A 15,965-nucleotide genomic window follows, 5' to 3' on the forward strand; every position below is an offset into this window, starting at 1 on the left:
ATTGGACGAAAAACAATTGTCTTTATTAGATGATCATGAAGAAGCAGACAACGGTCCCGTTGTCTGCTTGGGCATGACATTCAAAAATGATGAGGAACGAAGAGAATATTTCCGAAACGAATTACGCAAAAAACTGCCAGAGCTAAAGAAAATCGAAGGTTTCCCAATCGGGGATGATGAGGACATCATTGCGTTGTCTGACCCGCCTTACTACACAGCATGTCCGAATCCGTGGATTAACGATTTTATTGAGGAATGGGAACGGGAAAAGAAAGAAAAGTATGGTAGAGATGAGAATGAGGAGTATCATCGCGAACCATTTGCTTCGGATGTGAGTGAGGGAAAAACCGATGCAATGTATATGGCACACGGTTATCATACTAAAGTACCATTTAAGGCCATTATAAGGTATATACTTCACTATACAAAGCCCGGTGATATAATTCTTGATGCTTTTTCAGGAACTGGCATGACAGGTGTTTCTGCAGCATTAAGTGGTTATGAAAAAACGTTAAAAGATATGAATTTTAAGCTTAATTCTGACGGTGAAATATTACTCGATGGAAATGTTTTTTCAAAAATTGGAGGACGAAAAGCAATTTTAAATGATATATCACCAGTAGCAAGTTTTATTTCCTATAATTATACAAATATTCCGGATGCTGAAGAATATGAAAAAACGGCTATTCGTATTCTTTCGGAAGTTGAAGAAGAATGTGATTGGATGTTTAAAACAATCCATAGTATCAATGGACAAAAACAAATAGACAAGGATGGTAACTACATTATAGGCACAATAAACTATACTGTTTATAGCGATGTTTTCATGTGCCCTAACTGTTCTAATGAAATAATATTCACTGAAGTAGCTTTAGACTTTGAAACTGGAAAAGTACGTAGTGAATTCGACTGTCCTTATTGTTCTGCTAAATTAAATAAACGAATTTTGGAAAGGGTAAGTGAACATCGTTATGATCCAATTTTAAATAAGGTAGTAACTTTTGCTAAGCAGGTTCCTTATTTAATTAACTATAACGTTGGGAAACAAAACTTTACAAAAAAAGTTGATAAGGAGGACATTGACTTAATAAACAGAGTTGAAAATACTTTAATTCCTTATCGAGTACCATTAGTGAAACTACCTGAAGGAATAAATACTGAACAACCTAGAAAAAGTCATGGAATCGAGTACGTGCACCAATTTTATACTAGGAGAGCGTTGTACACATTATCTAAATTATTTGATTTAATTGATAGGGTTGAGGATAGGTTAAAATATTATATAATTTATACTTTTGAACAAGCAATATTAGGGATGGCTAAAATTGCAAGGTATGTGCCTACACATTTTTCACAGGTGAATCAGTACTTAAGTGGTACCCTTTATATAGGATCACAAGTCGTAGACCCTTCCTTAACTTATCTAATAAAGAATAAAATTAATAGGCTAAAAAAAATACTAACTGAATATCACGATGCTTTTAATAGAACAAATTTAATAACTACTCAAGCTGCACAAAGTTTAATTCAAATTGAGGACGAAACTATTGATTATATATTTACTGATCCTCCTTTTGGAGCAAATTTAATGTATTCTGAGTTAAATATTTTATGGGAATCTTGGCTGAAAGTTCGCACAAATAACCAAAAGGAAGCTATTGTTAACAAATCTCAAAATAAGTCATTATTAGACTATAAAGAGTTGATTCATGAGTGTTTCAAACAGTATTATAGGGTTTTAAAGCCATACCGATGGATAACTGTGGAATTCAGCAACTCTCAAGCATCGGTTTGGAATGCTATTCAAGAAGCCATCCAAAAAGCCGGATTTGTTATAGCGAACGTTTCAGTATTAGATAAAAAACAGGGAAGTTTTAAAGCTGTAACTTCAACTACAGCAGTAAAGCAAGATTTAGTAATTTCAGCTTATAAGCCGAAACATGAGACTGTGGAAAAAATGAGGCAACAACAAAACACCGAAGAATCAGCTTGGACGTTTGTTCGTCAGCATCTTGAACAGTTACCAGTGTTTATTGGTCATAAAGGCGAAGCGCAAATTATTGCGGAGCGTACACCACGCATCTTATTTGACCGAATGGTTGCGTACCATGTGCAAAACGGTTTGCCTGTACCGATTTCTTCTGCGGAGTTTCAGGCAGGAGTAGCCCAACGCTTCCCAATACGAGATGGGATGGCGTTTTTAGAAAGTCAAGTAGCAGAGTACGATAAGAAGCGGACGTTAGTGAAAGAGTTTGCACAAATGAGCTTGTTTGTTACAGATGAAACAAGTGCCATCGAATGGCTTCGTCAGCAATTATTAAAGAAACCGCAAACGCGGCAAGATATTCATCCAAACTTTATGAAAGAAATTCAGCATATTGCCAAACATGAGAAGCTTCCTGAGTTAGACGACTTATTGCATCAAAACTTCTTGAAATATGAAGGTGACGGTCCTGTACCAGACCAAATTGCAAGTTATCTTCGCCGAAACTATAAAGATTTACGTGGTTTAGAAAACGACGATCCACAACTAAAAGAAAAAGCGATGAATCGTTGGTACGTACCGGATCCAAATAAACAAGCTGATTTAGAGAAGCTTCGTGAAAAAGCATTGTTGCGTGAATTTGAAGGTTACTTAGAAGAATTAGAAAAGAGCAAGAAAAAGCTCAAACAATTCCGCACAGAAGCCATTCGTGCTGGATTTAAGAAAGCATGGAGCGAAAAAGATTATGAAAAAATTGTCAAAGTCGGTGAACGTCTACCTGAGAATGTCATTCAAGAGGACGACAAGCTGTTAATGTATTATGACAACGCGCAAATTCGTTTAGGTTTGTAAACCAAATGAAAGCCTGATTTTTTATCCAAAAATCAGGCTTTCAATTTTTAACATTGTTATAATGTAATCATAATGATATATGCAGTGAAAAATCTTTTTAAGGTGAGACCATGAAAACTTGGCGTGATGAAATTGTCCAAAAGTTTGTCAATCAGCCTTATTCGTTATTGTTAGTCAATGATCCGGATTTTTTATTGAATGATGAAGAAATTCTTCAACGATTAAGAGAGAATGAATATGAGGTCATTCATTTTAATGATAGCATCTTTATTCGTTACCTGTATGAGTCTCAATTTAGAGAGAAAGTCGAGCAAAATCAATTAAAATTGCTTTTCTTTAGTAATGATGAAAATTACACTTATTTTCCATATGATTTTTTGCAACATGGATACCATATTGAATTAAAGATTAGCGAGTTATTTCCAAAGTTTTCACCAGGAATTGTTAAACAGCTAGACAAAGAAGATTTCGATGTCTTGTATACTGCACATAAACAGTATCAGGGTTCTTCTTCTGATAAGGAAACGTTGGAATACATCGTTAAACATGTTTATAAAATTGTTCATGAGCTAATTGATAGCGAAGTTGAGTTATATAAATTACTTCTTTCGGTTCATTATGCTAAGAAACAATTACCGTCGATTGTACAGCAGTTTTTAATCGAAAAGTTATCAGGCAAAAACGTATTTGAAGGAATACCTATAAAACGTTTGCTTACATCTTCTAGTTATTTTTTTCAATATATAGAGAAGCAATGGACTACATTTGTTCATCAATTACTGGATTTACAAGAGGGAAGTGTATTAGAAGAAACTCCTTTGTATTTAGCTCATCCATTTTCTAATCCAGATGTTAGAAGGCTGATGAACGATTTATTTGCAGAAGGTTATATTAGAAAAATCAAAACGAACGTATCATATTCTTTTCCAACTTGGATGAAATACGGTGTAGAAGTGGATGAGGATGGTTCATTGCAGGAAAAAATTCGTCATCTTCATGAAAAAATCATGGAGCAAATCACTTCTGCATCTCGCTATAAAGATTGGATTAACATAATGGAACTGATGGCTGAATACAAGTGTACAGTTTTAGATACAAACAAACAAGAATATGAGAGGGAAGTAAGCGCTCTTTTTCGTAAAGTAAACGAAATGTTTGAAAAATGGATGATGGAAGGCTACCGTTCATTAACAAGCTTGCCACCGGTTCCTAAACCGAAAATGGTTCATCATATTGTACAATTTCTTGCATCGAAGCGGGGACAAAATGAAAAAATCGCTTTGCTAGTATTGGACGGGATGAGCTATGTTCAATGGAAAAAAATCAAGTATTATTTAACCAATAAAGGCTTCTCCTTTGAAGAAAACGGTGTGTTTTCTTGGGTTCCGACATTAACATCGGTTTCTCGTCAAGCCATTTTCGCTGGTAATTTTCCATCTGCATTTTCACAAAGTATTGGCACAACCGCAAAAGAAGAGAACTATTGGAAAACATTTTGGGAAAATAGCGGACTATTAAAACAATATGTTTCATATCAAAAGGGATTAGGAAAAGAAGCTTATAAAAAGGAAGGAATTGCAGCCTTTAAACGTCCGAACGTTAAAGTATATGGCGCTGTTATTGACATAATCGACCAATTTATCCATGGAGCCGTACAAGGTGAAAAAAGTTTAATGTCTGAGTTGCAATTATGGTTAAATACAGACTATTTAATGCAATTATTAACTGATTTGCACCGCGAAAAATTCACCATTTACATTACATCTGACCATGGGAATACGGAAAGTGTAGGTATTGGTAGAATTTCTGAAGGAGTATTAGTAGAACAAAAAGGAGAACGAGTGCGAGTTTACACAGATACCATTTTGTTTAAAGACGCAGCCGAAAAAATAGATGGTATTCCTTGGACTGGTGTAGGGTTACCGGAAGACTATCATGCTTTATTAGCTCAATATGGACAAGCATTTGTCAATAAAAATGAGCGAATTGTTAGCCATGGTAGTATTAGTATTGAGGAAGTCATCGTTCCTTTTGTGAAAGTGATTCCGTCTTTAGGAGGATAACGAATGGTTAAACCAGTAGGCTTTGATCAGAAAATAATGTTACATCATTTAGATTTTACTGAGAATGAAGCGAGGAAATTATCAAGAAAGGAAATGTATGAAGCTTTAGATTATTTTTTGCGAAGTGATATTCAAGGGGCGAAGTCTAGAAAAAACGCCATCACGATGTTAATGAAAATTTGGTATTTAGTAGACGAAGAAACTATTCCATTACGAGACAAAGCACTTGAAATGTTTCCTCATTTGACAAAAGAAGAGCGATTACTTGTTCATTGGGGAATGACGATTCTTGCTTATCCATTTTTTAAAGACTTGGTACAGGAACTAGGAAAGCTGTTTCGTTTGCAAGATGAAGTTCCAAGCGCAGTAATCGGAAGAAAAATGAAGGAGTTGTACGGAGATCGTAGACGCGTAGAAGTGGCAACAAGTGCGGTGTTAACAAGTATAAAAACGTGGGGAATAGTCGATCTGTTAAAAAGCCGTTCATATAAATTACGCCCAAAAATGTCAATAACATCAACGGATCTTAATCAATTTATTACAGAAGTGATTTTACGAGCAACGAATGTTACAGCCATGCCTATTGATCTGCTTCATAATCATGTTTTATTCTTTCCATTTTCATTTGACATAAGTGTGACAGAGTTGCGAAATAATAATCAGTTTCGTTTAAATAGACAAGGAATCGATATAGTGATAGTCGAACTATCTTCGTGATAATGATAAGGCTCCTATTGTTTTCAGTGGAGGTTGTATTATGTTTAACATCGGTGAAATCGTACATGGGCCACATTTCCCAGAAAGTGTTGAAATTAAGCGTTGTGAATTATTTGGTGAGTTCTACATTATCGAGGCCATTGGACGAGAAACAAATCAATTTTATGAACTTATGCTGGAGAAAGAGAAATTAACAGATTTAAAAAGTTTAAAGGAAAATAAAAGCGAAGGTAATATTCAAGCGATTGACATTCAGCGATATTTGCAATATTTAATGTTACACAATGAGGTTAAGTACTCGCGAACAAGAGCATTAGGGAACAAAAAATTATTACCATTACCGCACCAAATTGAAGCAGTTTACGGCAGAATGCTTCAAGTTCCACAAATTCGCTTTTTACTTGCTGATGACCCGGGTGCTGGTAAAACGATTATGTCTGGGATGCTAATCAAAGAATTAAAAGCTAGATATAGTATGGAACGTATTCTAATTTTAGTTCCTCCTTTAGTAGTGAGACAATGGCAAGAAGAATTGTTAGAGAAGTTTAACGAACACTTCCATATTATTAATCGAAATGTGTTAAAGGAATACGGTGGAAAAAATCCGTTTGTCGCCAACGATTTATGTTTAGCTTCTATGTATTGGGCTGCACGGGAAGATATTAAACTATTAATTCAAGAAGCGGAGTTTGATTTAATTATCGTCGACGAAGCGCATAAAATGGCAGCGTATACACATGGAACGATAAAAAAACGCACTTCAAGGACAAAACTGTATCAATTAGGCGAGTCGATATTACGTAAGGTGCCGCATTGTTTGTTGTTGACTGCTACTCCGCATAAAGGTGATATGGAGAATTTCCGCCATTTAATGAAATTAATCGATGAAGATATTTTCTCCAATATAAGCGGGAATGAAAGTTTACGTGAAAAAACGAATCCATTCATGATCCGCCGTTTGAAAGAAAGTATGAAAAACTTTGACGGAACACCGCTATTTCCAAAACGAACGACGAAAACAATTAAATATACTTTGACAGACGAAGAGCTAGCTTTATATGATGCGGTAACTCAATATGTAAGAGAGCATTTTAACCGAGCGATAAGTAATGGAAGTAATAGTACTGCATTTGCGATGATGCTCCTGCAACGACGCCTAAGTTCGTCTTTGGAAGCGATTCATTTATCTCTTAAAAGAAGATATAAACGTTTAGTCCAGTTATACAAGCAAACAGAGCAAGAAAGGCAAAAGTATATTAAAAAATTAGGACATATTGAGTTGGAGAATTATTTAGAAGAGGCGAGCGAGCAACAAGAATTGATTGAGAAACAGTTGGAACATGCTGTAGATTCCATTGATACAACCGAATTAAAAAAGGAAATTATGGTTTTAAAGAAGTTAATCGATCAAGCGGAAAATCTTAAGTTATATGCGGTAGAGAAAAAGTATCAAGAATTAGAGAAAACGCTGTTTGGGACAAATGGACTACTTCAGCAAAATGAGAAGATTCTCATTTTTACGGAGTCTACAGATACATTGAATTATTTAGAAAGAAAGCTTCTTGAGCATGTACCAAAAATCGCGAAAATTGTTGGTAGTTTTTCAATGGATGAGCGTAGAAGACAAGTTGAACTTTTCCGAAACGAGTGTCAAATTATGCTTGCAACTGATGCAGGTGGAGAATCGATAAATCTCCAGTTTTGTAATCAAATGATTAACTATGATATCCCTTGGAATCCAAATAAATTAGAACAGCGAATGGGACGTATTCATCGTATCGGGCAGAAGAACGAAGTGTTTGTATTTAACTTAGTAGCGCAAAATACTCGTGAAGGTAGTGTCATGATTCGTCTGCTTGAAAAAATGGAGCAGATGAAAGAAGACTTAGGATCTGATTTAGTTTATGATTTTATTGGCGAAGTTTTAGAAGATAAGTTTGATAGTTTAGCCGACTTAATGCAGGAAGCAATTTTAAACCGAGAACGTCTGGATGATGTTATTGCCAATATGGAAAAAACATTGTCGGAAGAGCACCAAAAGCTATTGAAGCTCATGCAAGAAGAAAGAATGGTTGAAGATCCGCTCGATTTATCGATTTTAAAACGTGAACAAAATGATTTAACAGTAAAACGCATTCCAATTCGGGCATATACAGATTTAGCAACATACATTTTAGAAAAGAAAAAGGTCCGAGTCTATGATACAAACGATGGTAAAGTAAAACGTATTGAACGTTTACCAAAATTTATTCGAGACAGCCTGCCTGAATTAGCTCGTTATCAAGGAGAAAGTTACCGTTTTACGGGTGTGCGTGAATATGAATCTGAGGAAGTGGCGTTATTAGATAGTGACCACCCAATTTTTAAATTAAGTATGGACTTAATGAAAAAAGAAAATGAAAAGCGTTCTTGGGGAGGATATTTAGTCACTTATGATGTTCCTGAACGATTGATGGTTGAAGTATACAATATTAGCATTGTAGATGGAACAGGAAAAGAACTTGAGAACCATTTTATTCATCTAGCCAAACGAGAAAATGGCGAAATGGTTGCATTAGATCCATACTGGCTATTTGCTGGTCATTTTTACGAAAACGTTATTGAATTAAGTGATTATGCATCAAACGAATGTATAGGACATGTTCTAAAGCAATCATCTTTAATAAGAGATCAAGTTCAAGCCAAACGTCAAAAAAAATTAGATAAGCTTCTGGTATTCCTAGAGAAATCTTTTAATGAACAATACCGTAACACTCTAGAGAAGCTAGAAAAATATCAACAAGAAAACATTGAAAATCGCAATAGTGCCCTTATTAACCAAATGAACGCTCATTTAATTGACTTAGATATGAAGAAAGAAGAACGTTTGAACATCATTCGTCGCCAAAAAAATATTAGCATGAAACCACCAAAGAAAATTCTTTCTTTACAACTTGCCCCTACAGGACGCAGTAAACGAGTCATGTCTATTGACTATAAGGATGTAGTAGAAAAATACGAAAAAGCAAACGGACGGATGAACATAAAAATGTTTGATTGCCTAGCATTAGTCGACTTTTACAGCGAACGCTTTAATGGCGAAGAACGCTATATCATCCTGACAAACGATTCAAATTATATGCCATCTGAAGAACATCTTGAAGATTTAGCTGATATTTTGAATAAAGTGTACATTTATGTCGTTCAAGACGGCGAGATTATTGAAGAGAGAGCGATGGAGAAGGAAATATTTGTTTTTTAAAAAGTGAGAGAAGGGATTTCCAAAACTCATTCCTAACCTATGGGGTAGGGATGAGTTTTTATTTTCGGCTCAAAAATTGGAATTAAATAGCTTATAATGGAGTTTTTTGTTATAATTTGTATAAAACTTAAAAATAGTTTTGTAGTGAAAAATACGGATGAGGAAATAGCTATTACTTTTCTTACTTATTTAACAGCTAATAAAGATGAGAAACTCGTTAGACAAATACGAAACCGTAATCGTAACTATCAAAATAAAGGAATGCAGACGATTTGGTTTGTTGAAGATGCGGATAGGTCAGTATATATGAAGCATCACGTCATTCATTTATGGGAAGCGGACTTGGATATTACAATAAAAACTGAAGAGGATTTGAATTGGGAAAATGTATTAAACCATTTGCCAATTGAAGAACTACTGTTTAAGTTGTTTGATTATCACCATAGTAAGACCCTGCAATCATTTGTTGTTCACAGTTTATATTATGTATATTCAACAGAAACGGAAATCGTTTTTACCGTTAATCGTTCTATTGGTAGATGAAATGAGAATACCATTTTGAGCTTTTGCGCTCAATGTAGGCTAAAAAATGAGCATGTCAAAAGCACTTCTCACAAAACAAACGATTCAATTGATCGACCTGGAAGTTGAAGAAAAGAATCGAGAACTTTTTTATAGAAATTGTTAAGCAAAAAGCATTGGAAAAGAGAGAGACGGATAAGAAAGAAATCATCATTGGCGAAAAGCAAAACGTGAGTATTTACTCGTACACTCTCCTACAGAATTCAAGGAGTATTTTTCTTGAAAATTAAGAAACAACGAACAGAGACTTTTTTCAATACTTTATGATTTTTTACAAAATACCATTTTAGAATATGGTCTCATCACCATATTCTGTGATGTTCACACAATTCCAGAAATAAGTTAGCGAGATTGATACTCAATCTAAAGTAGCTCCTTCGTCAGCTTGCAGACCACTAAGTTGGTAGAATGGAAGCGGTCAAGTGCTTTCCTTGACGGCTTCCATTCTACCAACTACAATGCGGAAAGCTGATGGAGGGCATGGTTAAGCAACCTGATTTTTATAAGTTTTACCTGTACATTCCAAAAATACACGTAGCCGAATCTTTCAAGGTTTCTGAAGCCAAAAGCACGTCTTTTGATGTTCTTAATCTTATGGTTTGTACCTTCAATCCGACCATTCGTAAAAGGTGTAAGAAAATATTGTAAAATTTGTGCCTTCCAATTTTCTATCGTCTTGGCAACTTGATGAAATGAAGGAAATGGGCTGCTCCATGCGAGTTGAATCCATTCTTCTAAGAGTGAATCAGCTGTATCGTAGTTATTCACTTGGTATATTTCTCTAAAAAGTCTTTTAGAATTAGGCATATGACTATTCTGAATGCTCTTCGAGCATCTCGTCTAATTGTTGTTTTTCATTAGCTGTTAACTTTTCAGAACCTTTCAAGAGTTTAAACCGTCCCTTTTTTAGTCCAGTAGTTTTCTTTCTAACTTGGTCAAGTGCATGTGTTACCTTTTGCACCACATGATATTTATCGATGACGATACAGGCCTCTGGGAATATAGATTTAACAGCTTTTTGGAAGGGATCCCACATATCCATAACAACGGTATGAACACATTTATTAGACAGAATCTTCTTGGTAAGTAAGATCTGAGTTGAATTATAACTCCGTTGATGTTCCATACCAAGCACACTCCCGGATTGGGTATCCAAAAGAACTGTTTCATATCGGTGACCCTTTCGGACAGCGATCTCATCAAGGCTAAGGATTAATTCATTGTCTTCTAAAACACTTTCAAGAGTTTCTAAATGCTCCTTCTCTTTTTCTTTAGCACGGAACTGTTGTATAAGGTATTTTTTCCTTTCGACTCACTTCTTGGATAGTGGAGCCAATGCACATTTCGTACAGATATTCTCTGTACCGATTGGTCTGATGCTTATTAGGACTGATAGATTCAAATGTTTGTGAAAATACCTCATTACAGTTGTGACAACGGTATCTATTCACTCTGACAAATAAGAAAAGGGGCTTACCTAATACGGACAAGTCACGAACTTTTCTTGTCCGCCAGTCATGGACATGACTAGAAAAAAACCGCAGTAAGAACAACGTTCTTCTGTAGTATTTTTCTCAACATGTAACAAATTGCAATCTTTAAGAAACACTTGTTTAACAACTTCAAATTCTGGCAAATCTAGTGATACGGAAAACACTTTAGAACCTCCTGTTATGTTAAGTGACGCTAACATTATTGCCAGGAATTCGTGAGTGTTTTCCCTATTTTTTGGGCTAAATCACAAAATGTGGTGATGAATCTTTTTTATAAGGGTGAAAATTAGAAAATATATAACGATTTTATGTTGAAATATGGTATTAAATATATATAAATATAAAAATGTTCTTTTAGAATGTGATGAGGATATGGGGAAAGATTTATTTTCAATCGAATTAATGAAGAAAGCTTGGATGAAATGTAGAAGTTTTAATTACGCGGATATTCGAGATTTTCATTTGTATTCAGAAAGGGATTTTTATGACAAAAACATAAACTATATATTAGATGATTTAAGAATAAAACTAAAGAACGGCTATATGTTTCATCCAAAATATATGATTCCTTTTCCGAAAAAAAATGGATTAATACGTAGAAAAGTCTTTTTAAATTTACAAGACCAAATTGTAACCCATGCCATTTTAGAAATTATTGGCTATAAAATTGATAAAAAATTTTACTGTTGGTCTTTTGGAAATAGATTAGAACGTAAAAGGAGTATTTACTTATCTAATACTTTTATTCACTATGTTAAACAATATAACCGATTTCTCAGACATTTAATTTATCAACTCAAAAATGGATATAAGAATTATTGTGAAACGGATATCACATCATATTTTGATCATATAAACCACGATATACTAATATCACAAATAAACAGTATTATAAAAGACCAAAATCTTGATTACATAAGGGATTATCTTATTCCAAATTTTCTTAAATCCCCTTTCATTTACAATAATAAAGAGTTGACTAAAAATTCCGGTATTCCACAAGGCGGAGCTTTCTCCTATTTTTTAAGTAATGTCTATTTAACAGAGATAGATTATGAGATGAGTAGATTTCCAAATATAAAATATTTAAGATATGTAGACGATATTCGGATTTTAGGAAAAAATTACATAGATGTGGAAAGAGCTTTGATCTATCTGCAAGAAAGGCTATCTAGTTTGGAGCTAGAACTAAATAGCTCTAAAACCTCTATTAAAGAAATAAATATAGATAATGATTTGAAAAAATTTGAGGAAGAACAGGCCGAAAAACTATCACATTTCAATGACATTGTCGTGGATAAAGATAAAATATATAAGCTAATAGATTTACAAAAACAAAATGAAGAACTGTTAAATGATAACAATAATTTTGATGAACTTTTAAAATTAAGAGAAAGAAAAAGAACCTTTGCAGTTAATAGGCTTATTTCTCATGGTGTTCCGACAAGTTTTTCTTTCTTAAAGGAAATTGCAAAGAATAGATTAGATAAGGTTGCATATTTACTTTCACACTTAAACAAATTTAAACACAAAGTTAAAGAGATCGAAAAATTTAATGAAATTTTTTTGAATAGGCCCTATGAAGTAATACAGGGAATCGCATTAACCAATAAATTTAAATGGTCTAAAGATTTTAATTTTGTTGATAGTTATATTACAAGTAAATTTGGACAAATAGAGTTAACACTTATTAATAACATTGAACTGGATCGTTTATATTTTTCAAAAATAGTAAAACGAGTGTATTTTGACTTAAAAAAATCTAATCCTTTTCTCATACAAACGATTTTGTATCAATTTCAAAAGCAAAGTATTTCAGATTGGATTAAGGTAAAATTTATTAATGAGATACTAAAATATAAGAAATATGAAGAATTTGATATTTGTATACAGTTAGCAGCTTTATTTAAAGAAAACAGAAAGATATTTGACAAAGTTAAACACATAAATAAATTAGAAGTAGAAAATTATTTAAATTTCCTTAGATCTAATTATCCGAGTTTTTATAATTTATTATGTAATGAAGATAGGGCTAAACCTAGTGTTGAGGTATTTCCTGATAAGGAGTTTGCTACACTCAGTGAGTTTATGAAGAATCGCATTTTTAGCTACAGAGAAATTAATAAAATTATGAAAGATGTAATAAATTTAGTAATTAATAGTCCAATCTATTTAGAGAAGCCACATATGATAAATTTATTGAATATTTGGGTAAAGCAAGACGAGCAAGATGAAACTATTAAGGTAAAATTAAATCCATCTCCTATAGAGCACGTTATATTTCGAACTCCTGAAGAGATTTTAAATAAAAAAGATATATATACAGAGTTACAAGCAAGTTTTTTAATAGGTTTAATATGGATAAGTTTATATTTAAAGAATTTAAATGATATTCAAGAATACTATCAACCTTATATAGAATTTAATCCAAAAAAATTTTGGATTAATAATAATAGACTATTTAAAGATTCTTGTTCCAAAACAACCTTACAAAAAACTAAAGATTATGAAAGATTTTTAAACACACTAGATACTATAAGATTATTAACTAGAAAAAATCCAAAAATTAGAAAAAACATAAGAGAACTTAGAAACGAGGGAGGAAGTTTAATGACTACAGCAAAATCCATAGAAGTCTTTTTTTCTTATAGCCATAGTGATGAATCCTATAGACAACAACTGATAAAGCATTTATCTGTTATGAAACGTAGCGGGGAAATTAATGGATGGAGTGATAGAGATATAAATGTGGGAGAAGAATGGAAAGAAAAGATAAATGACAAGCTGAATAGCGCTAAAGTTATCATATTACTTATTAGTCCTGATTTTTTAGCATCTGATTATTGTTATGAAATTGAAATGAGAAGAGCTTTAGAACGACATAAATCTGGAGAAGCTAGAGTAATTCCGATTATTCTTCGTCCCTGCGATTGGCAGGCAACTCCATTAGGTGATCTTCAAGCTTTACCTACAGATGGGAAACCTATAGAATTGTGGGATAGTAAAGATAGTGCTTTTAATGAGGTTACACAAGGCATAAGAAAAGCAATTAGAAGCATGTATCAAGAGGTATAATAGTAAATTATCCTAAGATTATCTGTATGGAATTAGAAGTGTTCGAATTATTGGTACCGTCAAGAATTTTGTGTAATGTAAGATAAATAGGGTGCCTCCGAAATGGATTTGGTATTGATAGGGGACCGGTTTCCTATGGGGCTGACCCAAAAGGAACTAAAAATTTCCTTTTAGGGGTCGCCCCTCTTATTTAAAAAAAAATATAAAAGAGAATCGCTCCATTTGGTAAAATTGAAGTGACCAAACAACAACCACCAAAGGAGCGATTCTCTTATGAAACATGATCATATTTCCTTCATTTATTATAACATGGACCAACTTATTCTACCACTAGATTTAGAAGTCCTCATCCCTGAACATCATCTCGCACGTGTTGTGCATGAAGCGGTTGAACAGCTCGACGATTCTATTTTTCTCCCTCATTACAAAGGCGGTGGCCGCAGCAGTTATTATCCGAAAATGATGTTGAAGATTTTAGTGTATGCGTATGCCGAAAAAATTTATTCTGGTCGAAAAATTGCCAAACAGTTAAAAGAAAACATTTATTTCATGTGGCTAAGCGGGAACCAACAACCGGATTTCCGCACCATCAATCGATTTCGATCCGAACGTATGAAACCCATTATCTATGAAGTCTTCTTCTCAGTAGTCGAACTCCTACGTCAAAAGGGACTTGTTCGACTCGAAGATTACTATTTGGATGGAACCAAAATCGAAGCCAATGCCAATCGATATTCGTTTGTGTGGATAAAGGCTGTCAAGAAATATGATGAGAAACTGAATGAGAAATATCGAAAAATCGCCTTTGACATTGAACGGGTTCTCGAGGGAGAACTCCAACAAGAGGCATTGGATTTAGACGAGCAATTAGAACAAAAGCCCGTTACCTCTAAAGAGATTCAAGAAACCATGAAGAAAGTAGATGAGCATTTAAAAAAAGATCCGTCTAATAAAACGCTAAAGAAAGCAAAGAAACAATTGAGTAAAGACCTTCTCCCACGGAAGCAAAAATATGAACAACAACGAAAAATTGCCCAAGAACGAAACAGTTTTTCAAAAACCGATCATGATGCGACCTTCATGCGAATGAAAGAAGATCACATGAAAAATGGGCAATTGAAACCAGGATATAATGTACAAATGGGAACGGAAGGTCAATTTATCATTGGGTATTCTCTTCATCAACGAGCAGGAGACACACGTTGTTTCATCGAGCATCTGGAACATGTAAACCAATACATTTCCCTCCCTCAAAATATTATTGCCGATTCTGGATACGGGAGCGAGGAGAACTATACATACTTAGAAGAACAAGGAAAGAAAGCATACATTCCTTACAATACGTTTGACCAAGAGCAAAAGAGAACATGGAAAAAACGGATCGAACGAGTCGAAAACATGGAATATGATGAGGAATTCGATGAATTCATTTGTGCGAATGGACAACGTTTTACTTTTCAATATGAAACAAAGAAGGAATCAGACCACGGGTACCTATCAATCAAACGTCGATATCGATGCGATCAGTGTCAAGGTTGTTCATTCCAAAGTACTTGTGCAAAAGGAAAAACGTATCGCACCATCACCATTTCATTAAAGAATCAGATTCAAAGAAAGGAAGTAAAAGAACGATTACATTCTGACGATGGAAAAGAAAAATATCGATGTCGAAAGATTGATGTGGAAAGTGTGTACGGTCAAATCAAGCAGAATCTAGACTTTCGACGTTTTCATTTACGAGGCCTCTCCAAAACGACTGTGGAATGGGGTCTAGTTTGCGTTGCACACAATTTTAAAAAGTGGCAAAAAATAAGGGCACTTCAACAAGGGGGAATAAAATAATCCCCCAATCTAGTGAAAATAGAAAGAAAATACACCATAAAATTAACAATAAATATCAAAGTTATACAAAAAAGCTGACTCATACATCGCTTAAAAGCGATGTTTTGAGTCAGCCC

11 protein-coding genes are annotated in these 15,965 nt (G+C 34.0%); 7 read left to right on the top strand and 4 right to left on the bottom strand.

Annotated features, from left to right (window positions below):
• Nucleotide 1: 1 nt before the first annotated feature.
• From BMMGA3_RS07055 to BMMGA3_RS16750, 5 genes are all read left to right on the top strand, one after another.
• Nucleotides 2–2,836 carry a DNA methyltransferase gene (locus tag BMMGA3_RS07055; RefSeq protein WP_003349667.1) on the top strand — a complete coding sequence of 945 codons (2,835 nt, stop codon included), beginning with the start codon at nucleotides 2–4 and terminating at the stop codon, nucleotides 2,834–2,836.
• Between the two features lie 110 nt (nucleotides 2,837–2,946).
• Complete coding sequence (gene pglZ / locus BMMGA3_RS07060) at nucleotides 2,947–4,899, top strand: BREX-3 system phosphatase PglZ (RefSeq protein ID WP_003349668.1); 1,953 nt, start codon at nucleotides 2,947–2,949, stop codon at nucleotides 4,897–4,899.
• 3 nt (nucleotides 4,900–4,902) lie between these two features.
• Nucleotides 4,903–5,616, top strand: a complete 714-nt coding sequence (locus tag BMMGA3_RS07065; protein WP_003349669.1) for a hypothetical protein — start codon at nucleotides 4,903–4,905, stop codon at nucleotides 5,614–5,616.
• A gap of 40 nt (nucleotides 5,617–5,656) precedes the next feature.
• Nucleotides 5,657–8,857, top strand: coding sequence for a DEAD/DEAH box helicase (locus BMMGA3_RS07070; RefSeq protein WP_003349670.1), 3,201 nt, complete (start codon nucleotides 5,657–5,659; stop codon nucleotides 8,855–8,857).
• Nucleotides 8,858–8,953: 96 nt separating this feature from the next.
• Entirely contained in the window at nucleotides 8,954–9,400 is a 447-nt protein-coding gene (locus BMMGA3_RS16750) for a hypothetical protein (protein WP_003349671.1), read from the top strand.
• Nucleotides 9,401–9,892: 492 nt separating this feature from the next.
• On the opposite strand, the gene BMMGA3_RS18290 is transcribed toward BMMGA3_RS16750, so the two are convergent.
• The 4 genes from BMMGA3_RS18290 to BMMGA3_RS18300 form a co-directional block, all read right to left on the bottom strand.
• Complete coding sequence (locus BMMGA3_RS18290; RefSeq protein WP_259674479.1) at nucleotides 9,893–10,207, bottom strand: transposase; 315 nt, start codon at nucleotides 10,205–10,207, stop codon at nucleotides 9,893–9,895.
• 43 nt (nucleotides 10,208–10,250) lie between these two features.
• Nucleotides 10,251–10,595, bottom strand: a complete 345-nt coding sequence (locus BMMGA3_RS18295) for a transposase (protein WP_259674480.1) — start codon at nucleotides 10,593–10,595, stop codon at nucleotides 10,251–10,253.
• Between the two features lie 115 nt (nucleotides 10,596–10,710).
• A complete protein-coding gene (locus tag BMMGA3_RS18750) occupies nucleotides 10,711–10,992 on the bottom strand; it encodes a transposase family protein (RefSeq protein ID WP_412150942.1) in 282 nt (93 codons plus the stop codon).
• The gene (locus BMMGA3_RS18300; protein WP_003349673.1) at nucleotides 10,917–11,096 is read right to left on the bottom strand and encodes a hypothetical protein; all 180 of its coding nucleotides are present in this window, start codon (nucleotides 11,094–11,096) and stop codon (nucleotides 10,917–10,919) included. Before BMMGA3_RS18300 ends, BMMGA3_RS18750 begins: the two co-directional genes overlap by 76 nt.
• A gap of 208 nt (nucleotides 11,097–11,304) precedes the next feature.
• Between BMMGA3_RS18300 and BMMGA3_RS16755 the strand changes: the two genes are divergently transcribed.
• Nucleotides 11,305–14,007, top strand: a complete 2,703-nt coding sequence (locus BMMGA3_RS16755; protein ID WP_003349674.1) for a reverse transcriptase domain-containing protein — start codon at nucleotides 11,305–11,307, stop codon at nucleotides 14,005–14,007.
• Between the two features lie 273 nt (nucleotides 14,008–14,280).
• Nucleotides 14,281–15,849 (top strand): IS1182 family transposase, encoded by a 1,569-nt coding sequence (locus BMMGA3_RS07090; protein WP_038502134.1) that lies wholly within the window; start codon nucleotides 14,281–14,283, stop codon nucleotides 15,847–15,849.
• The last annotated feature ends 116 nt before the right edge of the window (nucleotides 15,850–15,965 follow it).

It is taken from the genome of Bacillus methanolicus MGA3 (genome assembly GCF_000724485.1).
Lineage (GTDB): Bacteria > Bacillota > Bacilli > Bacillales > Cytobacillaceae > Bacillus_Z > Bacillus_Z methanolicus_A.

Bases quoted from the DNA above. Each gene is read 5' to 3' on its own strand.
- pglZ (WP_003349668.1), top strand. From the start codon at position 2,947: ATGAAAACTTGGCGTGATGAAATTGTCCAAAAGTTTGTCAATCAGCCT.
- BMMGA3_RS07065 (WP_003349669.1), top strand. From the start codon at position 4,903: ATGGTTAAACCAGTAGGCTTTGATCAGAAAATAATGTTACATCATTTA.
- BMMGA3_RS07070 (WP_003349670.1), top strand. From the start codon at position 5,657: ATGTTTAACATCGGTGAAATCGTACATGGGCCACATTTCCCAGAAAGT.
- BMMGA3_RS16750 (WP_003349671.1), top strand. From the start codon at position 8,954: ATGGAGTTTTTTGTTATAATTTGTATAAAACTTAAAAATAGTTTTGTA.
- BMMGA3_RS16755 (WP_003349674.1), top strand. From the start codon at position 11,305: ATGGGGAAAGATTTATTTTCAATCGAATTAATGAAGAAAGCTTGGATG.
- BMMGA3_RS07090 (WP_038502134.1), top strand. From the start codon at position 14,281: ATGAAACATGATCATATTTCCTTCATTTATTATAACATGGACCAACTT.